Origin of the sequence: Mycobacterium sp. SP-6446 (assembly GCF_001954045.1) — a bacterium.
GTDB lineage: Bacteria > Actinomycetota > Actinomycetes > Mycobacteriales > Mycobacteriaceae > Mycobacterium.
In genome coordinates this window covers 57,522-84,408 of record NZ_MBEM01000169.1, presented here as the reverse complement: position 1 = coordinate 84,408, position 26,887 = coordinate 57,522, and the positions used below count along the sequence as shown (strand labels likewise).

At 64.0% G+C, this 26,887-nt stretch carries 18 protein-coding genes; 5 read left to right on the top strand and 13 right to left on the bottom strand.

The genetic code is table 11. The features are described 5' to 3' along the window. From A5736_RS15485 to purU, 3 genes are all read left to right on the top strand, one after another. The coding region (locus A5736_RS15485) for an MPT63 family protein (RefSeq protein WP_076247176.1) at positions 1-914 on the top strand (914 nt) is incomplete at its 5' end. Positions 915-2,442: 1,528 nt separating this feature from the next. Next, positions 2,443-3,348 carry a bifunctional 5,10-methylenetetrahydrofolate dehydrogenase/5,10-methenyltetrahydrofolate cyclohydrolase gene (locus A5736_RS15480; RefSeq protein WP_076247174.1) on the top strand — a complete coding sequence of 302 codons (906 nt, stop codon included), beginning with the start codon at positions 2,443-2,445 and terminating at the stop codon, positions 3,346-3,348. Between the two features lie 49 nt (positions 3,349-3,397). Next, positions 3,398-4,246: a formyltetrahydrofolate deformylase gene (gene purU / locus A5736_RS15475; protein ID WP_217695756.1), complete on the top strand. Its 849-nt coding sequence runs from the start codon at positions 3,398-3,400 to the stop codon at positions 4,244-4,246. A gap of 253 nt (positions 4,247-4,499) precedes the next feature. Here purU and A5736_RS15470 read toward each other — a convergent pair whose 3' ends face one another. From A5736_RS15470 to A5736_RS26405, 3 genes are all read right to left on the bottom strand, one after another. After that, positions 4,500-5,585: a 3-oxoacyl-[acyl-carrier-protein] synthase III C-terminal domain-containing protein gene (locus A5736_RS15470; RefSeq protein ID WP_083667473.1), complete on the bottom strand. Its 1,086-nt coding sequence runs from the start codon at positions 5,583-5,585 to the stop codon at positions 4,500-4,502. A gap of 502 nt (positions 5,586-6,087) precedes the next feature. Continuing rightward, positions 6,088-8,655, bottom strand: coding sequence for an NB-ARC domain-containing protein (locus A5736_RS15465; RefSeq protein ID WP_175611299.1), 2,568 nt, complete (start codon positions 8,653-8,655; stop codon positions 6,088-6,090). 437 nt (positions 8,656-9,092) lie between these two features. Continuing rightward, the gene (locus A5736_RS26405; RefSeq protein WP_076247169.1) at positions 9,093-12,890 is read right to left on the bottom strand and encodes a LuxR C-terminal-related transcriptional regulator; all 3,798 of its coding nucleotides are present in this window, start codon (positions 12,888-12,890) and stop codon (positions 9,093-9,095) included. A gap of 367 nt (positions 12,891-13,257) precedes the next feature. Here A5736_RS26405 and A5736_RS15455 point away from each other — a divergent pair, with 367 nt between their 5' ends. After that, positions 13,258-15,525, top strand: a complete 2,268-nt coding sequence (locus A5736_RS15455) for an MMPL family transporter (protein ID WP_076247167.1) — start codon at positions 13,258-13,260, stop codon at positions 15,523-15,525. Between the two features lie 130 nt (positions 15,526-15,655). Here A5736_RS15455 and A5736_RS15450 read toward each other — a convergent pair whose 3' ends face one another. From A5736_RS15450 to A5736_RS15420, 8 genes are all read right to left on the bottom strand, one after another. Then, entirely contained in the window at positions 15,656-16,282 is a 627-nt protein-coding gene (locus A5736_RS15450) for a hypothetical protein (protein WP_076247165.1), read from the bottom strand. A 108-nt stretch (positions 16,283-16,390) separates the two neighbouring features. Next, positions 16,391-18,385, bottom strand: a complete 1,995-nt coding sequence (locus tag A5736_RS15445; protein WP_139333338.1) for a hypothetical protein — start codon at positions 18,383-18,385, stop codon at positions 16,391-16,393. Then, positions 18,382-20,853, bottom strand: a complete 2,472-nt coding sequence (locus A5736_RS15440) for an ATP-binding protein (RefSeq protein WP_254848372.1) — start codon at positions 20,851-20,853, stop codon at positions 18,382-18,384. The genes A5736_RS15445 and A5736_RS15440 overlap by 4 nt, the downstream gene beginning before the upstream one ends. Continuing rightward, positions 20,850-21,191, bottom strand: a complete 342-nt coding sequence (locus A5736_RS26840) for a hypothetical protein (protein WP_254848371.1) — start codon at positions 21,189-21,191, stop codon at positions 20,850-20,852. Before A5736_RS26840 ends, A5736_RS15440 begins: the two co-directional genes overlap by 4 nt. 15 nt (positions 21,192-21,206) lie before the next feature. Next, entirely contained in the window at positions 21,207-21,494 is a 288-nt protein-coding gene (locus tag A5736_RS15435; RefSeq protein ID WP_076247162.1) for a hypothetical protein, read from the bottom strand. Positions 21,495-21,520: 26 nt separating this feature from the next. Next, a complete protein-coding gene (locus tag A5736_RS15430) occupies positions 21,521-22,456 on the bottom strand; it encodes a conjugal transfer protein (protein WP_076247160.1) in 936 nt (311 codons plus the stop codon). After that, on the bottom strand, positions 22,456-23,184 hold the full coding sequence (locus A5736_RS15425; RefSeq protein ID WP_175611298.1) for a hypothetical protein: 729 nt from the start codon (positions 23,182-23,184) through the stop codon (positions 22,456-22,458). Before A5736_RS15425 ends, A5736_RS15430 begins: the two co-directional genes overlap by 1 nt. Before the next feature lie 218 nt (positions 23,185-23,402). Next, positions 23,403-23,654, bottom strand: a complete 252-nt coding sequence (locus A5736_RS15420; protein WP_076247156.1) for a hypothetical protein — start codon at positions 23,652-23,654, stop codon at positions 23,403-23,405. A gap of 59 nt (positions 23,655-23,713) precedes the next feature. Here A5736_RS15420 and A5736_RS15415 point away from each other — a divergent pair, with 59 nt between their 5' ends. Next, the gene (locus A5736_RS15415; RefSeq protein WP_175611297.1) at positions 23,714-24,529 is read left to right on the top strand and encodes a hypothetical protein; all 816 of its coding nucleotides are present in this window, start codon (positions 23,714-23,716) and stop codon (positions 24,527-24,529) included. A 179-nt stretch (positions 24,530-24,708) separates the two neighbouring features. On the opposite strand, the gene A5736_RS15410 is transcribed toward A5736_RS15415, so the two are convergent. Both A5736_RS15410 and A5736_RS15405 read right to left on the bottom strand, forming a co-directional pair. After that, positions 24,709-25,881: a ferritin-like protein gene (locus A5736_RS15410; RefSeq protein ID WP_076247152.1), complete on the bottom strand. Its 1,173-nt coding sequence runs from the start codon at positions 25,879-25,881 to the stop codon at positions 24,709-24,711. Continuing rightward, positions 25,875-26,870, bottom strand: a complete 996-nt coding sequence (locus A5736_RS15405; protein WP_139333337.1) for a putative DNA-binding domain-containing protein — start codon at positions 26,868-26,870, stop codon at positions 25,875-25,877. Before A5736_RS15405 ends, A5736_RS15410 begins: the two co-directional genes overlap by 7 nt. Positions 26,871-26,887: the final 17 nt, after the last annotated feature.

The window sequence follows — 26,887 nt, the reverse complement described above, 5'->3', positions numbered from 1 at the left end:
ACGGCGACGTCGTTCAGGGGTGGACTGTCAGCGACCTTAAGTCAAGCACCGACGCCATCCCCTATCTGGTACAGGGCACCCTTTGGGAAGCCACTGTGACGGATGAAGCCATCAAAGGCTCAGTTACCCCGATCGTGTCGAACCTCAACGCCCGCACACCGAGCGGTCAGACGTACCGCGCCCTGTACCAGGTAGCCACCCCCCAGGGAGTCAACCCCGCCACCCTCGCCCAGGGCCAAAAGACTAGTGGCAAGGTCTTTTTCGATGTCACTGGCGACGCACCTAACCGCGTCGTGTACAGCTCAGGAAGCCAAGAGTTGGCGTCCTGGTCGCAATCGCAACCGTCACAGCGTCGGTCGGGCAGCGCATCGCCATCCGCTCCCGCGAGTGTGCCGGCGCCGAGCCCAGGTGGCGTGACCGCGTCGCCTCCTGCTGCCGGTCAACAGATCCCTCCTGGCAGCCCAGCAACACCCATTCCTGCAGCAAGCCAAGGTGCCCCCGTCCCCGGCAGTCAAGGCACACCGGTACCCGCAAATAGCCCAGCGCCACTCACTCCGGCAACAAGTCAGGGCACACCGCTACCCGCGAATAGTCCAGCGACGCCGGCTCCCGAGGCTACCCCGGCATCGGGCAACCCGGAAGCGGCCGCGGCGAACCCGGCGACACCTGTACCCGCCGGAAGACAACCGGCGCCAGCGGGCGGCTCGACAACACCATCTCCCGCCGCCAGCCCGGCACCGACCGAGCCCCCACCGGGCCAGGAACCCGCCGGTGCAAACCCGGCTGCACCGGCATCCGCCGGAAGCCTGCCGGCGCCTCCGGGCGGCGCGGCGAGTCTTGGAGGTCCTGTAGCCGGCCCCGCCCCCGCGGGCGGCCAAGGGTCTGCCGGTAGCCCGGCCGCCCCCACCCCTTGAGGCGTTGTGGTAGCTGACGTCCGCGCCTTATCTTGGCGTGGTGGTGCTGTAGCCTACAAATCTTTGACGATTGCAGCGAAACCCGCGCCAGGTACCCTAGCCTACCGCCTGTCGCCCGCGGAGTGGAATCGACTGGCGCGTAGTTGAATTGGCGGCGTCGCAAAATTTGCACATGTAGGGGCTGAGCACCAGGACCCCTTCCGGTGTGGCAGCGGCGACAACCGTCAGGAACAGGCGTCACCATCAACCGCGATAAACCTCATCTGAGCTCAGCGCGACAGGCTGGCGCGGATGGCAGGTTGGGCGAGGCCAGTGTTTCGTCGGCGAGCATTCCCCTGCCAGCGATTCAATCCGGCAAAGGCGTGGGCCGCCAACGCGATCCAATCGCATGACCGCACCCACGATCTTCTCGCAGCAACACCTGGACGCCGTAGAGCGGCTTACTCCGCTAGCGCCGGATTCGGTTCGCCGCCAAGCCCATTCACCGAAGGTGATCATCGCCGCCCAGGCCGTTAGGCCGTGGCCGTCTGGACCATCGGCGTGATCATCGAGACCGCCCAGCCAGCACGCCAGCCCGTGATGGCGGGCGCGATGGCCGTTCAGGTTCCAGATGATGACATGGAAGTCGCAATCCGGGCGATCTTCGGACCTGCAAGAATCCAGCGATGTAGCATCAGACCACGCCGAGATAGCCCGAAAGGGACTACAGGCAAATCATGTACCCCGGCTCCGAGTTTCTTAGCTACAGGTAAGGTAGTTTTCACCTATCGGTATTGACATGCCCGCGCTTGATACACTATGTTTCATTTAGCGTAGGTATTTTAAGCGGTACCTATCGCTTTCGGTGCGTTGCACGAACATATATGGTGGACCGTGCGTCCACCCGGAGTTATTAACCCGAAATGCTGGGTTGCTTGGGGGTGATCTATGGATAAATCAAGAAGAGCCGACTTCTTTTATTCATTTTGGTGTTGCTGTTAACATAAGATACTAGCCAGGGCACCGAGAGAACCTGGATTACTCCCGGATCGTCACACTTCAACATCGTTCGGCGGAATGGTAGCCGGCCAGCCAAGCCGTCAATATGTTCGGAACCGCTTTATTGTCGCTTTTGGCGACAAGGCGGGATGCCCTTTTAACTGCAACCTTAGTCGATTGGGCGGGTTTCTATTGTGGCGGATATTCTGCCACTGGGAGTGGGAACGTTTGTCGTGAGTTCAACTTCGTTGACGTCGCCTACGCGACCGGTAGTAATTGATCGGATGATCAAAAGAGTGGACAACATAATTCCTGCGCTGATCAGAAATTCAGCCGATCCCCTTGGAATCCTCCCACCCCTGGCCGCGGCCGTTGCCGAGATCAGCCGAGGCGGGTGCGCTCGGGCAATCAGGGTTGGCCCCTCGATGCATTCACTGCCGCGCGTTGCTGACCGCGGTGACGGCAGGAGCCGGGGACAGCCGCGCCGCCGCTGCCGCCGCGGAAGCTATCAAACATGTACCGCCATCCATACATCCCTCGGAGGTGAGCTATGACCGCCCAAGTCATCAACGGCCGTAAAATTGCCAGAGAACTGAAAGCCCAAGTGAGATCCGAAAATACGACGCAAGGCTTCGGATGCGGGCTGGCCACGATATCGGTAGGAGATGTCGCGAGCGCTCGGACCTACCGGCGTAGGCTTGCCAAGCTGTGCGGGGAACTCGCGGTGCCCTATCGCAACATCGAGTTGCCAGCGACGACCGCTGAACACGATCTAATCGCCTGGGTGCGCAAGCTCAACGATGATTCTGCGATCAGCGGAATACTGGTGCTTCGGCCATTGCCGCCTCACATCGATGAAGTGAAGGTGTTCCATGAACTAGCGCCGCTGAAAGATGTCGAGGCCGTCCATCCCGAAAACGCCGGCCTGCTGACGCTGGGGGCACCACGCTATGTCCCTCCTGCTGCCGCCGCCGCGTACCACGTTTTGGACTCATGGCTTGACAGTATGGGCGAGGATCGGCCGTCGTTTTACCGGCGGTCACGAATCGTGGTCGTTGGGCGATCGAACAATGTTGGCAAACCCGCGATCTCATTGGCGTACGCGCGAGAAGCGTCTGCCGAATCCGTCGACAAGTTGGCCAGCATGGCCAATCAGCTAGGTTGGCATACCCGCCGCGCCGATGTACTCATCGTGGCCGCCGGAGTGCCGGGTCTCATTCGAGCAGAGCACATTCGCGAGGGAGCAATCGTTCTCGACGTGGGGATCAACATTATCGACGAGCCAGGCCTGGAAAGGCCGGAGATCGTCGGCGACGTCGTATTCGGCGACGCGGTCGGCCGCGCGCGGGCAGTGACTCCCGTTCCCGGGGGCGTCGGCCCAGTCACCGATGTTTGGCTGCTACGGAATGTTGTCGCCGCCGGACACAACCTGCGTCGAGAACGACGGCAGTCATGACTGACCGCAGGTCGGCCATACCGGCCATCACACATGGAAATGACCAATGATCCCGAAGAGATTCGTGTTGACACTCTCGTGCCCCAACTGCCCCGAGGTCATCTATCGCATCTCGAAATACCTGATGGAACACGATGGAACGGTCACCGAGAGCCAGCAATTCACCAGCCCGACATCGGGAATATTCTTTCTGCGCGTTGCCTTCACAGCCAGTGGCACCAGCATCGAAGGCCTGACCGACGACTTCCGGCCGGTCGCAAGGGACCTCGCCATGTCATGGCGCCTGACAGATGCCTCGCTTAGGCAGCGGGTTCTGATCTTAGTGAGCAAATACGGCCATTGCCTTAACGATCTGCTGTACCGCTCACATAATGGGGACCTCAATGTCGAGGTCGCTGCTGTGGTGTCCAACCACCCCGATCTGGCCATGTTGGCAGACAACTACCGCGTGCCGTTCTTCCACGTGCCGGTTACGGCTGAAACCAAAGTCGAATCCGAAGCCCGAATCCTCGAATTGGTCGAGGCATATCGTGCCGACTTAGTCGTACTGGCTCGCTACATGCAGATTCTGTCCGACGACATGTGTAAGAAGTTGGACGGACGGGCGATCAATATTCATCATTCGATACTGCCCAGTTTCAAAGGCGCCCGTCCCTATTACCAGGCCTACGACCGCGGTGTGAAACTCGTCGGCGCAACCGCTCATTACGTGACCAGTGAACTCGACGAAGGCCCGATCATTGAGCAGGAAGTCGCACGTGTCGACCACTCGATGTCGGCCGAAGAGGTAACTGCACTCGGCCGTGACAACGAGTCCCGAGCATTGTCACGGGCGGTACGTTGGCACTGTGACAACCGGGTGCTGCTCGACGGACACCACACGGTCGTTTTCCGATAACAACGGAGTTGACGGACAGTCGTAGACTTCGTCACGCCGGCTTCGAATACCTGTAAGCCCCAGAGCGATCGCAACTGAGAGACCTCGTTGATTACGGAGCATTCGCACCAGTTCTGCGGTGTGGTATTCGAGAACCGGCTTTCGAAGATGAAATCACCCAATCCCTGTGAGCAGCTGGGCTAGCTGAAACGTCTTGTGCTCGAAGCCAACCCCGTGCACGCCAAGTAGAGGGCCCACGCCTCAGCGGCGGCCGTCATCCAACACTCGCGGCGACCGGCAGGATGAATGCACCACGCTCCGGGCCTGCGCCAACCACGGAAAGGCAAACCTCATCGCCGGGCCGCACAATGCCCTGTTGCACATCGTCATGCAGCATCTGGGCCGTGCTCGCGCTGACCAAGTTGCCCAGCCGACGGGCATTCGTCGGTGCCTTATCCGCCGGCAGCGCCGCAAGTTTCGCGAACGCATCCACCAGCGCCGGGCTGGCCTGGTGGGTGTAGATGCGACGAACCTCCTCGACGTATCCCGGCCGTTGTTTAGTCAATGCCTCGTGGTTGAGCATCATGCCCTTGGTGTAGTACTCCTTCACGGCCCCGAGCGAGATGCCATAGCACGACAATTCCGCGGCATCCCGGCCGCCAGGTGGATATGCCACCCCGCCGCCCGGGTAGTGGATGATCGGATCGGTGAAAGCTGGCTCGTCACCGAATGAATGCGAGTCCCGCGAGTAGAGACTAAATCCAGTGACCTCTGGTGCACGACGCAGCACCAACGCAGCGGCCCCATCGGAGAACAGCGCGGGACTCACCCACATATGGCGTCCCAGCGGGTGAGCCCTGTTGCTCCGATAGAGCCCCACCGCCCCATCCGTGAGAGCCATACCGCTGACCAGGTTATAGGTGAGAATCAACGCACACCGTGCGGTCATCGAGGCGAGCAATGTCACCGCCCGGGCCAATCCTGCGCAGCCGGCGCCGACCTGGATCGGAGCCACCGTATCCGGTATGCCGAGGTCGCGCAGCAACTGGAACGAATCCTGATCGAGCATGATCTGATAGGGCGTACAGGTGACGATGATCGCCGCGTCTATCTCCGACGGGCCGACACCCGCCATTTCCATTGCGCGACTAGCACTGTCGCGGGCTACCCCTAGATCTTTGAATCTCTCCGTATCCCAACTCTTGCTCGTCAATCCAACGGCCCGCTGGATAACCGCAGGCGACGGCAGTTGCGTCCCGTCGCCACTCGCCCACTCGGCCCAGTCCGGCATCGAAACTAGGGATCCGATTTCCGCGTCTACGCCGACAATCTCGTATTCCAAACGCGCTGAATTGACCATATCGACCCTCCCTGCCACGCAAATCGCAATCCCGTGTCGCTCCAATGCCACGCCGGACGGGGCCACACCAGAGCCCGCAAGCGGCACTAGACGCCTCACCAACGTGCCGCCTGCGGGCTCTGCCCCCGCGAGCTAGCATGGTTGCATAGGTAGCCGCAAATCATCGGTAACAGATACGATTTGGCCCGGGCTCGCACCACGCCCGCCGGGCATTGATTGGTCGCTATCACGGCCAATTGGAACTCTGAGTTGACAACGCTAGTCTCTGGATGCGCGCGACAGGCTGGCTCCGGATTGACGGAACAGGACTACGCGGCTTGGGTGGGGGGTCGATGCAGAGTTCTGCTGCGGCCGCGTGACCATGCCTAGCTGAGTGCGTGGTAGCACCTGCACGAGTTGGCGCGTTCCTCGACGCGCGTGCCAAAGAACACTATTTCCACCGACATGGTCTCCGAAAAACCCAATGAATCCCGCAGCGCCACAAGTGGCGCCGCCTTCGTTGCTACAGCTTTCTCGATCGAGAACCTCGCCGCGTATTTTCGCGCGTGCCATGCGGATCGGGGCGGCGTGCAACTTCCTGTACGACACGGGGGTGGAACTCGGCGGGCGTAAGAGCGCGGATTTCGTCACGTGAATTGATCATGAGTTTGTGCAGAATCGAGGCCATCTGCGCGTCAACCGTCCGGAAGGAACTTCCCCGGCGTGCGGCGATTTCCGTATTCGTCCAGCCTGCTGCCGCCAGGATCGCCACATCTTGCTCTGCGTTCGACAATGCCTGCCAGGGCGAAGGATGATGCCGACGAACCGGGTGTTCTACCGGAAGACGATCAAATGTCAGTGAACCGAGGGCGAATGCTGTCACCTCATCGAGTTCGGGTCGAAACATCGCGCCTTCCCGCTCTGCCGCTGCAAAAGCCTTTTCTCCCAGAACATTGCGGGCAACAGTCGCCGCTCGGTCAGTCTCCGTTGCGAAGGGGCCCAGATTCGCAATGTTCACGCCGAGTCGCCTTCGCAGCGTGCTCGCACCGCCAAGGAGTCGAGCTACCTCCTGCGCGTACGTCTGCGCTTCGCCGCCGCCGCGTGCCCCGGCGGTACCGCTTTCGGTTATCAGCCTTGCCAACGCCCAGCTTCGGAACAGGACCGCCCAGGCCGCGCCCCACTTGTCGCGCATCGTGACCTGCTCGGTTAGCGCCGAGTGCACGACACTCAGAGCTTGCTCCGGCTCACCGTGTTTGGTCAGCGCAAGTGCCCAGGCCAATTCGGCCCACGATTGCGCCCAGCGAGCACCCGCAGCGGTGGCGGCATCGAGATACCGTCGCGCGATATCCATGGCCATTGATGGAGGGCCATGGAAGCCGGCACACAGCGCCTCGAACAATTGGCTCATCGCCGCCCCGCCGGCATCACCAAGGGCTTCGAATTTTTCGCGCGCGCGACCCAGTACCGTCACCGCGCGAATGTCGCATTCGACGAGCATCAGCTCTGTGCCCCAAGAGAATTCGACGGGCGCAGGTAGTCCGAGCTCGGCCTCGGGATCCTGTCGCCAGTCCACGGCTTCCGGATCGGATAGCCAGGCGGCCGCACAACGGTCGAGCATGTGCCCGGCGTATTCGTGCATGCCTTGGGCCAGGCTAACCCAGGTGATCAGTGCCATGGCCGAAACCTGTAGCTCGACGGGTTGTGGGTCAAGATCAGAAGTCGCCGCCACGGCCCGTTCCAGCCATTGCCGCGACTCGCGCAACGACCCGTTGAAGAACGCCACCGGAAACGCGATCAGACCACTGGCGATCTGGAGACCGAGGACAGCCTCTTCGGGCTCGTCGAGGCTGCCATTGATCGCGACGCGCAGGTTGTCCCACGCCGACCGAGTCCATTCCAGCAGATCTTTTTCTGCCGGACTGAACCAGCTGGCCTGGGCGCGCAGGACTTTGTCCCGGTAGTAGCGACGATGCAGCCTGCTCAGCCGCGTCCATTCCGCACCTGATGCGCGCTGCCGCAGCCGCTGTTGCGCGAACACCCGGAAGCTTTCTAGCAGCGAATACCGCGCCGTGTCGGCCACCACATCTACTGACACCAAGGATTGATCCACCAAACGATCCAAGAGATTAGGGATTTCCTCGCTGGAGATCAGCTCTTCCCCACCGCCGGAAGCCGGATCGGCGCAAACCGCTTGGATTGCCTCGAGTTCGGTTCCCACCGCTGCACCGGGCAGATTGTCATCTGGATTGCGGTCGTAGCCCGGCGCGAAGACCGACAGCCGCTCGAACAGCAACTGTTCCTTTGCCGTGCACAGATCGAACGACCAGGCGATCACGTCCTGGATACGGTGATGCCGGTCATCGACTCCGACCCGCGGTCCAGGTTGCCATTGCAGCCTCTGGTCCCCGGCTTCGCCAGTCAGATCCCGCAGGATCATCGACAGCGTCTGCCGTCGCAACCGAGCGGCCGCCAGCCGGATGTTGAGCGGGTGGTTGTGCATATGCCGACATATCGAATTAGCAAGTGCAACTTGGCTTTTTCCGACGATGCTGTGGCCAGTCAGCTCCACACGACGACGGAAGAACAAGAGCGCCTCCTTCTGCGATAGCGGAGGCACCTGCACCAGTTGTTCATCGACCCAGCCGATCGGCTCGCGGCTGGTCGCCAGGATTGTCAGCCCTGGGACGGCCTCTAACAGCGCCGTTACGACGCCGGCCAGTCCGGTGAGAACGTGCTCGCAGTTGTCCAAGACCAAGATGGTCTGCGGGCTGCGACCCGCGGCATCGCGGCGGTTCAGCGCCTCGGTGAGCGCGTCCCAGGCCGACCGATTCGAAAAATCCATGTCCACGACCGACTGCGCCAACGCGTCCGTGATCGCCGGCTCGTCTGCGCCCTTGGCCAGCCTGGCCAGCCACGCCCAGAAAATTGGCACGCGCCGCGCCAGTCGATAGGTCCGGGCCACTTCCGTGGCCAGCCGCGTCTTACCGATACCGCCCGCACCGATCAGCGTAACCAGGCGCGTAGATCCGACAAGCAACGTACGGACTCGCTCCAGCTCCCTTTCTCGGCCGACAAAGTCACCGCCTGTCACCGGTGGCGCTCCCGAGCCGTCCCTACTTGGCACAGACACGACTGACAGAACCCCCCGTCGGGTAAGCCGCATGCAGGGACGCCTTCGTACCGATGCGTTGGATATACGTACGCGATCATACTGTCGGGCCCATCGTGTGGCATTTCCCAGTAAGGCCGTCACCACGATCGCCGTGCGATCCCGTTCGGATCTATTCGCGCAGCTGGATGCAAGGACGGGTGCAGGGCGCGACGGGTTTGTGCACTCGCTCTGGGTTCGCTTGGTGATTAGCTGAGCCAAGCTACGATGAACCCAGCGCCGTCAGACCCACACCACCGCAGCGCTCTACTCAGACAAACTATGAGCGCGCCCGGAGGCTACCCGGAAGGGCTCAGTCTCGTTCGTCCCGGATCGCGATCCGCCGCAGTCTTTCCCGGCTCCTGGTCGGCAAACGACCCCTAATCCACGAGGCCGCGCTGGCGCGCGAGCGCGGCCAGCTCGGTGCGATTCTTGGCCTCCAGCTTCATCAGTAAGTGCTCGACGTGGAATTCCACTGTCCGCTGGGCGATTCGCAATTCGCGGGCGATCTGTTTATTGGTGCGGCCCGCGGCGACCAGTGCAAGCACGTCGCGCTCGCGGGGGGTCGGGGCGCTCTGCAACGATGGCGGGCCGTCGGCCTGGGACCCTGTACCTCCGATCCCGCGCTGGCGCGCGGCCCTCCCAAGCGCGGTGCGGCTCTTGACCCCCAGTTTCCTCAGCAACCTCCCGACAAATACCTCAGCGGTGCGTGCACTGACGACCAACCGATCGGCGATCTCCTTGTCGGAAAGTCCGGCGACCACCAGCGGCAACACCTCCTGCTCGCGGGGGGTCAGCAATTGTCCGCGTTCTAAGGCTTCGAGCACGTGGGCCGGTAGATTTATGAGGCCGAGCCGATGGGCAAGCAACGCCGCCTCGATGCGGTCGCCGACGCCCAGCTTCCTCAGCGAGTGCTCGACATGCGTGCTGATGGTTCTCAAACCCAAAGACAATCGGTCGGCGATCTGTTGGTCGGTGAGCCTCTCGGCGACCAACGCAAGCACTTCGCGTTCGCGCGGGCTTAGGTGCGGCCCCTGCGGGGGGCCGGCGTCTTTAGGCCGATCCCGTGGTTTGTCGCCGGCGTCGGGCCGGTTTCGCGCGTCTCCGGAGTCGGCCGCGGGCTTGTCCGTGGCGCGTCCCCCCGAGGTGTTGGGCTCCGGCTTCGGCGGGCGGAAGTCGTCTGGTAGGCGCCCAGGGCGCCAGGTGCCATCCCGATCGCGTACCCAGGCGCCAGGTCCGGGCGGATCGTCTGAGGAGCGGGACCGGCCTGTGTTCCGGTCCTGTCCTCCTGTCCCGAGCGGACCGCCGCCCCCAAGGTCGCGTGACGGGACGCCGTAGTACCCCTTCAAGAAATGTGCGACCACCCCCACACCGGTGGTGACTTCTTCGTCCGGACGGTCGAGGTACAGCTCCCAATCCTGGATCTGGGCCTGACCCTTGAACTTTTCCCAGTTCTTCAATGCGCCGTTCGCGTCGCGGGCCGTCAATTCGTTATGCACGATCAGGACGTCGATGGCATCCATTGATTGTTCCAACAGCACCGGATCCTTCGCCAGATGTGCTTGGTGCCATTCGTCCGCGAAGCGATCCGCTTTGCGGATCTCTGCCTTCCAGTACTCCCGTTCCGCGTCGCCTTCATAGGGGTCGTTGTAGTAGGTATCTCCTGCGACGCGGCCGAGGCGTCGGGCGGGAGCGATGTCAGCGGGCTTGTCGTGAAGTGGCTTGACCGCCTGGCCCGTGTCGTCGAGGTAGCCGACCACCATGCGCTGCACCGCGCTTTCGCCATACGGCGGGGGCCACAGGGAATCCTCCCCGGTCTTGGGGTCGACGAAGCGGATCTCGTCCGGGCCCACTTTCCGTGCGAGAAACATATGGCCGCCGTCCAGCGAGCCGGTCTTTAGCCAGTTCACGAACTTCGCCCATGCCGACCACCTCCACTTCACCGCCACGATGGCCGACGAACCTACGGGCAGGTCCGCAAAGCCCCCCTTCACCGCGTCAAACGTCTCGACGAAATCAGCGGCGGAATTGGTGGTTTCGAACATCACCACCGCCGGTATGCCCCGGGGGTCGGGTTCGGCATAGACGCGGTAATCCCGCCCATCCAGTTCGTACCATTGGGTCAACTGGTCGCCGCTGGCCACGACACAGTTTCTGCGATCGGGTGACGGCTGTTCGGCGAAGCCCTCGGCGTGGCCGCCCCCTCCATACGAACCAGCCGCATCGCGAACGGTGAGGTGATCACTGCCGGCCACGAGGCCGACGGCTTTGGCGGCCCTGAGTGGATCGTCGACGTCGGTGGGGGCGCCATTCACGCGACGGGTCACCCGACCCAACCTGCCGCGCATATCGGGGCTAACTGCGCTGCGCCGCAGCCGATCTGGGCCGTGCGCACCGGGTCGAGCGCCGTCGCTCCGACCGCTGTGCGGCCTGGTGGAGTCCGTGCGGACGGCGACTACCCGCGCGTCCCTCCCCAGGGACCCCGCGCCCTGAACCGACCGGGCGCCGCCCTCGTCGCGGACCAGCGCGGTGCGGTCCGTGCCAGCCGCATCCGTCGGAGGGCCGACGTGCCTGCCCGCCACAGGGTCGCCGCCGGCCCGGTCCGCAGGCATTCCCGCCTCGGCCAGGGTCGTCTCGGCGGCATGCGCGGCCGCAACCCGGAGTGACTCGGCGGTCAGGTTGGCAACAGGACCTGCAACAGCTCGTCCATCCGGGCTTGGAACAGCGGCTTTGGCGCCATGATCGAACGCTGCTCTCGGTGCCGGCGGCGCCACGTCGGAGGCGTGCGCGGGCACAACCTGACGGGTATCCCTCGGGTCGCCCCCGCCGCCGATTCTGTGCTCTTCGGGGGAGAACCTCGGCGCCGATGTTGGTAAATTGTTCGCGCTCTTCGCGATTCCCGAGTCCCCGGGCGCCCGCTCTGCATGGCCGGTGTCGGCCATGATCTGGTTGCCGTGCCCGTCCCCTGGATTGGCCGCCGCAGGCGTTTCGAGATGCGATCGGGCATCCTGGGTCTCCGCCTTGCCGCCGACGGCCGTTTGTTCCGATACCGCTGCCCGAGCCTCGGGAGGCCCAGCGGAGTCGCTAGCGCGCGCAACGGGATCCGGATGCGTGGCCGGCGGCGCGGCCGCGGTGGACGCTGAGACGTGCTCGTGGCCGGCGCTGGCCGCTGCGGCACCCGCCGCGGCACCGGGCTCGACTCCCGACGCCCGTTCGATGTCAGATGCGAACGGTGCACCGACCGGCACACGGCCGTCGGCGGGTCGATGGACCGACCCAGCATGGCTAGCGCCACCGCGCGCCCCGCCGTCGACCAACCCGATGGCCCCACCAAAGAAGGTCATCGCGGTCACATCACCACCGCCGACCGCGGTGCCCACCAAATTGGCCGCCGTGGCCGATGACACCCCGCTGACCGCTCCCTTAACCACTTGCATCCCTAGGTGGTCGGCGCTGCCAACCATCTCTTTGACCACGGGGCCCACCGCACCGGCCGCCATCCCAGCTAGCCCCATGGACACGGCGCTGTCCATGACCTGCCCCACATCGATGCCCTCGCGGCGCCCCTCACCCAGCTGGATGGCCTCAATCCCTAGCTCCTGGCCCGTCCCAATGCCCGCGGCAATAGCACCCTCGATCACCAACCGCGACACCGTCGTGGTGTCCAGCGCGCCAACCAGCGCGGCCTGTATGCGGGACAACACCATCGACACCAGTTCACCAATCGATTGCGCGGCCACCTCCTCAGTGGCCGTGGTCAGCGCCACCGACGCCGCCGGATTCCACGGGAAAGCCACCACCGCACGCCAAATCGACTCGGCAGTGATTCCCAACGTGGAGATGATCTCCAACTTGGTGTACTGAATCTCGGTGCCATTACCGGAGGCCAAGTCCGCCAACGCACGCAGCGCCCCCATCAACTTGGCCACCGCAAATTCTCCGTCGAACAACAGATGAAACTGCTCATCAGCCGCCCGCGCGGTCTGCCCACTCAATACCGCCTGAGTCGCTGCACGCGTCCGCGCCAGCGCAGGAATCAACGCCTCCAACCCATCGGCTGCCGCACTCAAGTAACCGCCGATGCGCCACATTCCGGACTCACTGGCCGGTCTGGCCGGCCAACGCGACCCCGCCAGAAACGCCAACCACTGCAACCCCGCCGGGATCTGAATGTCCATCAACAACCCCCGCGACAAGCCGCCGCGGACACGCCAAACACACGACGCGATCCGCCTAGGACGACATCACCCGCCAATGATACATTATGTATCGCAGCGACGGCTCAGGCCCCGAAGGACGACCGGCCCCATGTGTCAGCTCGTGGAGACCCGCGGCGTGAATCGGCTTGTGCGATATACCGATGTCGCGCATCTACCTAGTGCGCCAGCGTATACAGGGACCCGTTCGCTGTAGCACGGGTAGCGCAATCCTCGAACCGCTTTCGAGAGCTAGTCGAAGCGGCGAGACGAGCGATCACGTCATGGACCCACTGCGCGACTCGATCGGACCGTCCACCGCCGCGACGCGACATGGACAGGACCGACAGTGCTACAAGCCATCACGCGGCTGGCCATGGCCGCCCCACGCCGAGTCATCGCTGCCGCATCGCTAGTTGTGGTAGCTGCCGCCATCTTCGGCTTTCCAGTCATCCAGAACCTTTCCGCGGGGGGATTTCGGGATCCGGCGTCGGAATCATGGCACGCGACGCAGCTGCTGTCGGACAAGTTCAGCCAAGGCGACATGCAGATTGTCTTTGCCGTCAGCTCGGACGCGGGTGTGCGCAGTGAGACCGCGCGGGCCGCAGGCGCCGATCTCGTCGCTCAGTTGAAGAACTCGCCGTTCGTTACCACCGTACAGTCGGCGTGGACGGCATCGCCGCTCGGCGAATCGGCACTGATCAGCAACGATGGCAAGACAGGACTGGTCGTCGGGGGCATCGCCGGAGGTGAGAACGGGGCACAAAAGCACGCCAAGGCCCTGGCGGCCCAGCTAACACACGAGCGCAATGGCGTCAAAGTCACGGCCGGCGGCGAGGCGATGAACTACGTCCAAATCATCGATCAAACCCAAAAAGACTTGCTTACAATGGAAGCCATCTCGCTACCGCTGAGTTTCGTTGTGCTGGTGTGGGTTTTCGGCGGGTTGCTGGCAGCCGCGCTGCCATTGGCAGTCGGTCTCATCGCAATCGTTGGGTCGATGGCGGTTCTGCGCGGGGTCACGTTCGCAACCGATGTGTCGGTCTTCGCCCTGAACCTGGCCCTCGCACTGGGGCTCGCGCTGGCCGTCGACTACACGCTGTTGATCGTCAGTCGGTTTCGTGACGAACTGGCCGGCGGGGCAGCACGTGACGAGGCTTTGGTCCGCACGATGGCCACTGCCGGCCGGACCGTGCTGTTCTCGGCAGTTACGGTCGCGCTATCGATGGTGGCAATGTTCTTGTTTCCGATGTATTTCCTGAAGTCCTTCGCCTATGCGGGTGTCGCGGTGGTCGTCTTCGCGGCCGTGGCCGCCGTCGTAATTGCGCCGGCGACCATTGTCCTGCTCGGTGAGCGGCTCGACTCCGCGGATGTACGCGTATTCGCGCGCCGGCTGCTCAGGCGGCGGCGCAGGCCACTACCACGTCCGACCGATCAGACATTCTGGTACCGCTCGACCAGGTCCGCGATGCGTATGGCGATTCCCATCGGGTTAGCGATCGTCGCGCTCCTACTTGCCCTAGGCATCCCGTTCCTCGGGGTCAAATGGGGTTACCCAGATGACCGGGTGCTAACTGGAGCGGGCTCAGCGCGCCAGGTCGGTGACGAGCTGCGCACGGATTTTGCCGTCAACTCATCGGACAATGTGGCCGTTGTGATTCCCGACATTGCCCGTGCGACACCAAACGAGCTGACCCGGTATGCCGAGCAGCTATCACTGGTAGCGGACGTGTCATCGGTATCGTCACCCGGCGGGACATTCGTCAAGGGCCGGCGCGTCGGACCTGCCTCAGCCCCCACCGGATTGAACGACGGCGCCGCATTCTTCACCATCAACTCCACGGCGCCGCTGTACTCGAAGGCATCCGAAGCTCAGCTGGATCGGCTGCACGCCGTGACACCCCCCGGCGGCCGAGGCATCGAGCTGACCGGTTGGGCCCAAATCAACCACGACGCTGCTAGGGCGGTCACGTCCCGGCTTCCGCTGGTGCTCGCGGTCATCGGCGCGATCACTCTTGGGCTGCTGTTCGCGATGACGGGTAGCGTTGTCCTACCACTGAAGGCACTGCTGCTCAACGTGATGTCGTTGTCCGCAACATTCGGTGCGCTCGTGTGGATTTTTCAGGATGGACACTTGGACGGGTTCGGCACGATGGCCACCGGATCACTGATAACAAGTGCTCCAGTGCTCTTGTTCTGCCTTGCATTCGGGCTGTCGATGGACTACGAAGTTTTTCTGGTGTCGCGCATCCGTGAATACTGGCTGGCATCAGGGCGGACTCGGTCCGAGAACGATGAAAGCGTCGCCCTGGGCGTGGCCCACACCGGTCGGGTGGTGACGGCCGCAGCGCTGCTGATGGCGATCTCGTTCGCCGCGCTAATCGCGTCGAAGGTGTCATTCATGCGGATGTTCGGCCTTGGTATCTCACTGGCGGTTTTGATGGACGCGACCCTGGTTCGGATGCTACTGATGCCAGCATTCATGCATGTGCTGGGACGGTTGAACTGGTGGGCACCAAGGCCGCTGGCGTGGCTGCACCAGCACGTCAGCGTCAGCGACTCTTCCAACTTGGCCGAAGCCGTCCGGCTGGAAGTCGCGTGCCTGCGTGGGCCATGACACGAACGGGCGATTGACATTGACTGCGGACTCAAGCGGTCGCACGAGAAATCGCCGCCCTCGAGGCACTACCGACTGACCATCGACGCTAGCCCTCGCATGGGCGAGGAACCACGCGCCGCTGCGGACTCTAGCGGCTCCAGCGCTGCTGGTGTGGCACGCCGCTGTGCCACTGAACGAGCCTTGCGACGATATCCACTTCCGCTATGCTCATGCTGGCCAGCAGACGAGCGAATGCCGAGGCGACGGTGTGATCATCAGGCATCGACGCCGGATATACGGCGACCGTCTCGCCAGGAATATTCGCGATGAATCCGCCGGCAGCCGTTGGCTTTCCGATCTCGGAGAGCTGCCAGCCGTAGTCATCGGTCAGCGTCACGGCAAACCAATAGGCGGCCCGAATCTTTGGGATGGGCTGCAGGCTCGCCGGCACACCGGGAATATGCCAAGTGCACCACGTCAACGATGCCGGGCGCCGCAGTGGCGAGTGCTGACGAAGCAGGCGCTCCAGATCGCGGAGGTAGTCACGACCGTCGGCCGCACCGGCCGCGGCCAGCGCGGTGATGCTCTTGGCGAATTGCACAGCCGGATCGGTGCGCTGGCGGCCATGATCGTCAACAGACACGAGCCGTCGCCCGGGCGTCTCACCCACGAAGAAGCCGCCGTCCTCCGTTGTGCCTATGCGCCGGATCAACCAGCCGACGTTGATGAGTCGCGATGCATACCAATACGAGTCGCGTACTGCCTCATTCACCACGGCTGGACACTCGGAGGCGACACACGAGTTGGCTCGGTCAGAGCCGTCCGAGGCAACGTTGTGATTCAAGCGGTTCTCGTCTCCCTTCTCGTCGGCGTTGGACCCCGATTAGCGCCCAGATGCAGCGCCGCTCGGGCCTTGGGGCGGTGGGCCGCCAGCTCGGCCCGCGTCGCCTCCTTGACTGGACCGACCAAGGCCGGGCTCGTCGGGAGTAAGGACTCCCTCGAAACGTGGCCACGCAGAATCGCCTTTGGCCGGTCCGGCCGTCGGGTGCGCGTGACCGCTAGCCGGCCCGTCCGGTGACTGCCTACGGCCCGCGGCGCCCGCGGCGAATTCGCCGGTAGCTATTTCCTCTCCGATGACTGCTTCGGGTGCCACGACCGTGGCGGCGGCTTGCGCCGCACCGCGTGCCGTACCTTCGGATCGTCCAGCCTGGGTCCCGCCAATGCTGGTGTGTCGCGCCTGCGGCCAGGGGGTCGGACTATTGTTGGGCGGCGGATGCCCGCTGCGGCCTGGTGTGTCGGGGTCCTGGACGATATAGACCGGTTGTGGTCGTCTTGCCTGGTCGTCGCTGGGGTCCAAATTCGAATTTCTGCCTGGCCACAAATCACTGGTCTTGGGGTCGTGATACCACCGACTCCGCCTCCACCCGGACAGGGAACGCCCCGTCGCGGTGACCTGGAGGTAGTCAATGTACTGGACGTTCTTCCCGAACTCACCAAGCGTGCTGATCAAGTTTCGCCGCTGACGGTACGACTTCAGCATGTGGTGGTAGCCGAACGCGCCGGCAACCGCTAACACCAACAACATCATCAACTTGGCGAACGGGCTGGACATGCCCGTCAGACCGGGTACCGAGCCGCTGGTGACCTCACCGCAAATGATCGCCACGATTCCCAATCCCGCTGTGGTGGCAAGCATTTCCACACCGTCGATGATCAGCCGGTTCGCGCTGTGAGCCGCGAAGCGCCGGGTCGGACCCGGGGCAACCGCCAACGGCGCGGCCGGCACCAGCACCAACACTCGGAAGAACGTCTTGAACCCGATCCCCACAACGTGAGCCGCGATGTAGAGGAGGGCCGACATGACCACCAGCTCCACCGCAATCACCACGAGGAACCAACCCGCCGAGCCCAAACCGAGATGCTGGGCGTGGGCCAGGGCGGCTGGCGCGCATTGCGCCATCGCGTGCGCGGGTCCATCGGGTTGCCCGGCCATGATCGCCGCCGACCATGCGTCCGCACATACCGGATTGGTGTCAACGACCATGCCGAAGTCGATCATCTGAATCGGTTCGCGCAGCAACACATCACACAACAGGCTGTCCAAGGCGTCCAGCTGGGCTGCGGTGCCACCGGCCGCCAGCGGGCCGTTGTGCACGGCGCCCTCGGCGACCATGAACCCCAGGTGCTGCCCGATGCCGAGGATCCCGTTATCGCTGATCATGTCCTGGACCGGGTCGCGCATCAGCCAATAGACCAGCAGGATGACCAGTAGCCCGCCACCGATGATCCCCAGCCCGCGCCCCATACCCTTGGTCAGCGCGACGACACCACCGATCAGGCAGCACACCAACAGGGCGATCGGCATCACGTAGAGCTGATCGGTCAGCACGTTGAGGCTGTTCACAAACGGATTGGCAAGCGTGGCCAGCCACGACAGCCACGGCGCGGCCAGCGCGAACTTGACGAACCAAATCCCCACTCCGCCAATGAAAATCAGCACGGCGCACTCGAGGGCGATAAAGCCTGATGCCGCAAAGTTCGACAGCGCCGCTTCGAAGGCTGCGACGATTGCATTCCCGATTGTTTCGGGGTGCAGGATGCTGAACGACGACTCCGCCGCAGAAACCCCCGCCTCAAACGGGGAAACCGTCGACACGTAATAGTCGGCCACCGGCACGCCGTAACTGTCGTGCAGTCCCGTCCACGCCATCATCGCCTGGTCGGGGCCAGGACTCGGGGCCGTCGGATCGGCGGCCGCAATTGGCGCACTTGCCGTAGCCCAGGAAATGCCCAACCACAACGCGCACCACATCCGCCAGACGCGGCGCAGTCGGGGCCGCTCGTACAGAAAGGCGGCGAATCGCTCAGTCCGGCTCATGTCGGTGCCCCCGCTTGACCGTTGCGGCCAGACGACTCCGCTCGCGGTGCGTCCATATCGGTGGTGTCGAACGCGTCCACCAACTCCGGCTGGGCCGGGGGTAGCAGATCCACCAGTCCGGTGCGGCCTTGCTCGTCGATGAAATACGCATAGGCGTGGCCCTCAACGGTGCGCGTGTCGAGCACCTGCGGGTATTCCCGCGGGTCGATCCCGATCGACTCGAACGCGACGCGAGCGTAGTCCGGATCGGTGAACGGCGTGATCACTCGCTGCGGCAGAAACTCGCGCCCGATGCCGTCGAAATCTTCCACCCGCTGCGAAATCCCGATGAATCCGAAGCCTTCTTTGCGGCCCTGTGTAACAGTCCGCAAGGTTTCGCGCCTTCCGACCGGCGAAGCGAGATACGGGCGCGCCTCCTCGGCGACGAACACCCCGCGGCGTCGGGACGTCGAATAGGTGACCCTCGTCAGCGCGGCGATCATCCCATATATCGCCAAACCTGCTCGCGCCCTCGGGCTTTGACGCCGATACAGGTGTACCGCATCGGTCTCGGTTTCGTTCGGAAGCTCCAAATCGGCGGTGAGCCAAACGATCGCCGCCTTCTCCGCGATCGGCGGGACAGGCAGCGAGTCGTCGAACATCGCCCTCAGGTAGTCGACGGTGGACCACATGTTCAACTTGGCGGTCAGCTCGGCGTGCTCGTCCGCCGCGGATCCGGTCAACGAGTTCAGATAACGCAGAAGGCCGCCGGTACTGTCGGCCACCCGCTGATCGGGACGAAGCAGGGTCCGTAACTGGCCGGCGATTATGGAATCGGCCTCCACGCCCATCATGGGCAGAAGGTGGTCCAGGGTGTGCTCGACGGCGATCTCGCGCGGGAAGATCCGCAGCCCGTCGAGCGACACTTCGGCGCGACCGGGATCGATCACCGCGATCTGATCGCCGTGATGGGCCAATGCCGGCACCCATTCACGTTTGGGCCCTGGATCGCTGATTGAGGCCTGACCGCCGCGCTTGATCCAGGCGTCGACCACTCTCTTGGCCGACTGCGACTTCCCCCCTCCGGGTGAGCCGATGTAGAGCATCCCGGGACTCCGACGCCGCGTCGGGGCCCCTTCCAGATCCACAAGCACGGGCGCGGGCCGACGAGTGGCCAGGTTGATGCCCAACAGCATGCCGGTCTCGTTGCCCAGCTCGCACGAAACCAGCGGCGAAAACCGCGCCCAGTGCTTGGTGGTGGTTGGGTGGCTGAACTGGCTGAGCGGAACGCGTTCCTCGCTGCCGGGATTGCCGATCTGCCACAAGGATCGCTGGGCGCCGCGCGGCAGCGCGAGTGCCGTTTCCAATGATTCGGAGAACTCGGTGTGAAGCTGCTGCACCGCGTGGCTGGTCTGCTCACGCGACCGGGAGCCCACGGCGATCACAGTGGTGAACTCGGTTTCGCGTTCAAGCCGGTGGGAGCGCAGTTCGGCGTTATAGTCTTCGGCCGCCTGATAGCGCTCACCCAGGTCGGTGTGACTGGCCCGTCGGCCCGCACGCTGGAACGACTGATCGTTGAGGTTGCGCTGCGCCCAGTCAACGCGTGCCAAGGCCTTTTCGGCCGAGCGGACTGTCACGTGCTGAAACCAGTCGGCGGTGGCATCGATCTCGACGTCGTCGATCGACAGCAGATACTCCGCGCGTGGATAGGCCAGCCCACCCGAGGGCAGCTGCGCCACCGGCATCAATGCCTGGTAGCTGCTTGCCGCCCCGTCGGCGGTCACCCGCAACACCGGCGCCATGGTGGGCAACCAGCGCCAACGACGACTGGCCTGATCGCCCTCGTCGAAGCCCGCCGACTCGAAGTCGGAGGCGACCAGCCGCCCCGGCCCCCCAGGCTCATAGGGAAACGGAGTGTCGTCGACGCCCCGTGTCACATGTCGCCGCCACACCCATTGGATCTGGCGGGGCGTGGCCGGCTGAGGCGCGAACCGCTCGGGTATCTTCGCGACGATCTGGCCAGCTAGATCGCGATAAGCCTCCAGGCTGGTGTCATCGTCGGCGTCGCGCCCTACCACCGCACCCCATGTCTTGGTCAATCGGCCTGCCCCGGTGCGGCCGGCCAGGCCCGAATCCACCGGCACTGTGAGCCAGAAGATGCGCTCGTAGAACGGTTCGATCTGCAGGTACTGCTCCCAGTCGCGGACCTCACGCACCCAGTCCGGGCGGTCCTCGTAGCCCGACACCATGCGGCGAATCACGGTGCGGGGGTCGATGGGCGCCAGCAAGCCGGAAAAGACCATCCCCGAGGGCAGTTGGCGGACCAGCGGTCGATGCCCCTCGGCGATTTTGCGCTTACGCGAGAATGGCTGCATGCCTCCCGGCTGGCCGCGCAACACGAACTCGGCATACACCCCGCCGTGGCTGAAACGCAGATTTCCGATGACCGCCTTGGGCGGCGATAACCATTTGTCGGTGAAGGTGATCATCGCCCCTCCCCCGCAGTGGTGCGACGCTGAGTACTGAATATGCAGTGCGTCAGCCACAATGCGCGATACGGTAGGGTCGGCCGGTTGATGGGTATCTGGCGGGCCAGCACGGTCGCGCCCACGGTTGCGGCCCCGCAGCACACGAAAATTACTGCGGCGAAACCAGAATTGAGCCAATGCCAGGTGGCCCACACGGTCAGCGCCGTCCCAGCGAGTGCCGTCGCACCGTCCCAGATCCGCCACGGCGCGAACCACACGCGGGTGTTTTCGTCGATGTGCGAGATGTAGATTGGAAAGTCACGCACCTCGGCGAAGACTCGGGCCGTCTCCTCTGTCATTGCGAGATCCCGCGGCTACGGGAGGTAGCCGGTGGTGTCGTTCACGACGGGACCGCTGAAACCATGCTGGTTCACCGTGTAATCGATCGAGTGTGCGAGGCTTAAGCCCCCGAAAGCCAGTGCAGCGAGGGCGATTCCGCCAATCACCTTGCCTGCGGCATGTCCGAATCCCCTGTGCAGACTGAACGCGCCCGATATGCCGCCGGTGATCAAGAGGATGACGGCGATTGGCTTCTCCAGCTGGTAATACAAGTTCGGTATCGCGGTGATCAAATCACCAACGGCCAACGTGGTTTCGACCATTTCTGTTCTCTTCCCGAGTTGTTGGACTACTTGGATGACGACGTTGTCACAACCGGAACCGGATCGGTGTCAGTCGACATGACCGGCGCCCGGTCGATCGCGGCCACCGACCATCGGCCGCCGACACCGGCCAGGGTCAGCGGATAAACCAGTTCGATGGGCGCGTACTGCGAGGTGATTGCCGTCACCCGAGCCAGCACCCGTACCTTCTCACCATCACTTGGCGAACTGGCCGGCGTCGTCGTGGCCGTCAGCGTTGTCACCGTCGCCGACTGGTAGGCGTCGCCGAGGCCGACCAGCCGCGAATCGGCTGTCACGTAACGATCTAGCCCGCCGGACTTTGTCAGGTAGGCGCTGATGAAGCCGGAAACCATTGCAAACACAGGCTCCTTCGGCCCCACTGCCGTCGGATAGTCTGGCGTTAAGTCGGCGCCTGCTCCGATCCCGCCGACGCGGGCCGGAAGGCTGATCGCCCGGACGCCGTCCTTCGACCACAGCACCGGCACCCGGTACAGAGCTCGGGTCGGCGCCGCGGACTCGTACGCCCGCTGTGTGACCCCGACTACGACGGCAAAAACGTCAGCGGTGGCGCCCTTGCCCGCCGTGCCCATGTGGGTCACCGACACGACCGTTGGCGCGTCGATCACCACCGCAGGGGTAGACGGCAGCTTGAGATCACCGCTTTTCACGCTGACGAATTGGGCGATGCTGCCCGGATTGGTCGAGGTCGCGGTCAACCACACCGACACGTAATCCTGCGCGAAAGAACTGACCACCGCCGACTGGTTGACCACGGTGCGCGCTGGGGTCACCACGTCGGTGGGCGAACCAAACAGAAAATTCCAGACCAGGTGCAGCCCGGCCAGCGTCGCCAACGCGAACATCGTCAGCCGGCCTATCCGATGCGCAGATGCGCGCGTGCTGCCGATCCGGTTCTGCCACGCTTTGTTTAGGGTGGGCATTAAACCGCCTCGTGCCCAATAATTTTCAGGCGACTGATCGCGAACGTGGAATCGACTGGATCGGTCGTCGGCTGGCCGCCCGGACTCATCATGGGAGCCGGTGAAAGCGGCGGGGTCGACGGTGGTGAGTCGGGCGTGGCGTTCGGCTCGCCAAACAGTCCACCACCCGGCGCGCCGAGCCCAGGCGTCGGCACGGAGGTGGTCTCGGCCGGCGGGCGTGAGGTTTGCAGGATCAGGATGGTGACCTTCGACGCCAGTACATGCTTGACCGGCTGGACCGCCTCCCCGTGTACGTTGCCGGTGTCTTGCATGACCATCGTGCGGTCGGTGTCGTCGAATACATATTGCACCCGGGTCACCACCCGGTGCTGCGCCCACTGCGAAGCCCCGCTGGAATCCTTCCCAACCCAGCCTGGCGTTATGGAAATCGCTGTGATGACATAGGTTTTCGACAGATCCAACCGGATGACCTGTCCATCGACCAGGTCCCGAACACATACGAATGCGTTCGTCGGATCAGCACCTGCGAGCGTCTGCGCCGACGTCGAACCGGCTGGGCAATTGGCGCTAGCTGTGAATGGCAGCGGACGATCCGCTCCGGTGGTTTCGGCAGCCACCGGCGTTGGCGCCGCGACGGTACTCACCGTCGCCGGTTGGGCGCCGGGGTCGCCACCACGCTGACCGGCCGGCTTGCCGTCGCCCCACAGCAGCATCACCCCCAGCAACACGATCACGATCCCGACAGCGGCCAGACCGCCGAACCAATACCTGCGGTCGAGCCTGGTGGGCCGAACCCTGACCTGGTCGGGCTCTGTCCCGTTCCGAGTGGGATCGACAGAACCACCGAGTCCAATGATCGGTTCCGCGTCGCCGCTTGTGTCACCATCCGAATGCCCATCGGGGCCGAGCTGGCGACGCAGCCATTCCGTGTCGTTGAGCCGGGCGGTCATAGCGGCGACCCCCACAGCGCCGCGGCGCTGTACACCGGAGGTGTCTGATTCGTGATTGGGTAACCGAGCGGGGCGCTCACCACATCCCGCGGCTGGGCGGCCGCACCGGCCAGCGGGCCTGCGGACTGTTGAGCGTGGAAAAGCCCGTGTTGCAGGGCGACCTTGGCGATAACGGCCGCCACCGCGATCGTCGTCATCCCCGCCAGGTTGTCGACAAACGCTTCGGCGATCGTTACGATTTGGCTCATGTCGCAATGGTTGCAGATTTACACACTAAACACAACCCGTGAACGCTATGTTGAGTGAAATGCCGTCGGACCGTTTCGACGAGATCCGCCGGGAGTGGATCGCCCGTCACGCCGGCGTCTTCACCATCCAGAAGCGCCGTGCCGAGATCCTTGACCGACGGATCCGTGACCGGCACCGCAAGCTCGCTGGCGCACGGCCAGATCCATACAACGACAACGTCATCAAGCCCTTGCCTGCGCGGCGGGTGGATACCATTGAGGGCTATGTAGAAGTCATGGTCGTCGCTGCCTCCGTACTGCTTGCCCCGATCGGCTGGCCCGCGGGAATTCTCCTGTATCGGCGGGTTATTGGGTTTATCCCGCACCGGTTACGCTCCTACCCTTTGGCGGCCCTGTTATGGGCCGGCGTCGGCCTAGGAGCACTGACGCTGTGCCTGTACCAGCACGGCAATAGCCTGGGCTCGGCGTTCGTAACGCCCTGGCTCATTGCGCAAATACCGGCAACGTTTCTGGCCGCCGGCATCTACGGAATCCTCAATGGATGGCTCGCCGTCGACGGCGCCACCGACTGGTGGCCGGTGACCCCGCGACCGGTGCTTCCCGACGTCGATTACCCGATGGGCCCCGATGACATGACCGGCCCCGGGATCTTCTATCAGCACGACCTGGACGCCGGTGAGCAACTGACCCCCATCGCGCCGGATTTGGCTCGCTCCCAAGCCCGTTCACCGATGCCGGTCATCACCGGGCTGGTCCTGTCGGCCCTCGGGGTCGTGTGGACTATTGGCACGGTCACGATCGGAGTGCGCGACGCCCTCACCGAGTCGATCATCGAGACCATCCCCACGAACTCCCCCACTGTCGAGCAGTGGTGATCGTTCGCGGTGACCGTTCGGCCGCCGCAACAACATGGTTCGCGCCAGGGTATGTACTCGCCGGTTATCCAGATCGGTGGGCCCGCGACACGAAGCCGGGGCCAGAAACGCGGCCGGAATGTTCGGCGCTCCCAAGTATTTCGGCCTTCGACGGCGCGCCGCCACGGTTCGTAGCGGGCCTACACCGAGGGGAGCAGGGCGATCAGGTGCCGGACTCCGTTGTCCCCGCCGAGGCTTGGGAACTGTCCGAGCAGTCTGTCGCACATCGCGGCCAGCTGGTCCTTCTTCGAGGGGGTTTCTGCGAACGGGTAGAACTCGAAGGTCGGCGCGGCGTGATGACTGTCGGGTAGCGGGATGGTGACCAGCAGGGCCGCTATTGGGAATAGCAGCCCGCCCATCGCGGCGACGAAGGTTCGCTCCAGACCGTACCGGGGACTGTTCTGGTTGGGCTGCACGGTTTTTCGCGATGTGGCGTAGAGGGCATCGAGCATCGCCAACACATAGCAGAAGGCGGCGTTGAATAGCTCGGCCAGCGATTCGGCCGGGGTGCCGACGTACCCGGCCAGCGTTGGGTTGTCTTGCAGGGGCCACACGGTCCCCAGCTGGTCGATGTTTTCAGCGATGCTCTTGAATTTGGCGTAGTGCGACAACTCGGTTTCGCCCGCCACCGGGGAGGTCGGTGAGATCGGCACCTCGTTGTGGGCGGCTCCTTCACCCTGCTCGACGATGGTGGAGATGGCCGACAGCGCCGAGGGGAGGTCGCAGACCACGATTGGTGAGCCTCCGCCGTCTTGGTTCCAGTAGGTGCTCTGGTACTGAAGATCGGGTCGGTTGTGCGCCCAGAGCTTGGGGCCGGAGAGGCGCTCGAAGCCATCTTTGATCGCGGCGTAGAACTGGCCGATCGTGTGGTATTGGTCCGGCTCCGGTGGCGCGTCGGTGCGCGCCGGCTTCTCCAGCGGCATGAACATCTTGCGCATCAGCTTTTCGGACGCCGGTGACAGCCCGAGCATCAGCGTCGGGATCCGGTGCAGCATCGGAGACGGATAGGTAGGGATGAAGGTTTTGTCGTAGAACGTCAGCTCGTCACCACCCCCGACGGCGATCATCAAGTTGCGCACCAAGCACAGGTGCAGCATCTCCTCGATCACCACGCTGCGGATCGCCCGGATCGCCGCCACGCCAGGCGCCCACTGCGAGTAGCTCTGGGTCTGGATCGAGTACGCGGCATACAGGTACAGCGGGATCGTCGACATCTCCAGCTGCGCCGCGTGGTACAGGTGCGTCCGCAATCCCTTCACGGTCGTGATCGGCTTGTCGGCCTCCAGCGGCCGGGCCTTGATTGCCGTCAGCATCTCGTCGCAATCCTTTCTGCCCTCACCGGCTCCCGCTCCACTCGGGCGTCGCCGGATTGTGTTGCGTCACTTTGCACTGTTACCGGACCGATCGCCCGGAAGTAGCCCTGCGCCGCCCAGCCCCGCACCGCTCGCCAGGCCTCAGCCAACGCCATTCCAGCTGCCGCGGCACACTCGGCCAGCGGCGCTCCGACAACAAGGGCGACTAGCAGGCTGTATGGTTCCACCTCCAGCTCATGCACCACGACCCTGTAGTCGCGGCGGTTTAGCGCCAGGAAGCAGGGCTGCGGCAGCGGGAGCGCCGGTTGCCGACCCCGGCGCACAGCAAGCAGATACCGACCCACCGGGTAGCGCGATGTCAGGAGCCTGAGGCACGGCACCGCCGAAACCGTTGCCTCGGCCCAACCCGGCGGAAGCTCGGCGGGAAGTCTTCCGCCTCCACTGGCGCTCAAACTCCAACCATGTTGTTGCGCAGGGAAATTCGCGGAGGCACATGGGTCGCGCGACACGGCCGCGGGTGCAGCACCCCCGGTTTCGACCGCTTCAACGCCCGGACCGTCGTAGACCTCGAGGAAGAGCCGCTCGAGGCGGGCCATGTCCACCAGGAACGAGGGCCACGGCTCTTCGCCGTCGGCCAACGCCGGCTGAGTCGCTGCCAGGTGATCGGCGAAGTCGCGGTCCAGCTCGAACAGCGTGTAGCTGGTGGAGGGATTGGACTGCAAGTAGTTCAGGGCGACGCCATCGAACAGCGCCGGGCCCAGTGCGTGGCGCAGGGCTGGGTGCAGCTCGCGCAGGCATTCAAGCAGTCGGAGCCGGTAGGAGCCGGCATACAGTCCGAGGCGCTGCGCGGGGGTCAGGGCCGCGGACGCGCAGACAACGTCATCAAGCTCGCCGGGTCCAAGGTCGAGCCAGCGCCGAGCCTCCGGAGAGGCGACCGCGGCGGCAATGTCGCCCGGATACCGGACGACTGTCTGCAGCCAGCCCTGCATATCACGAAGCGTCGGCT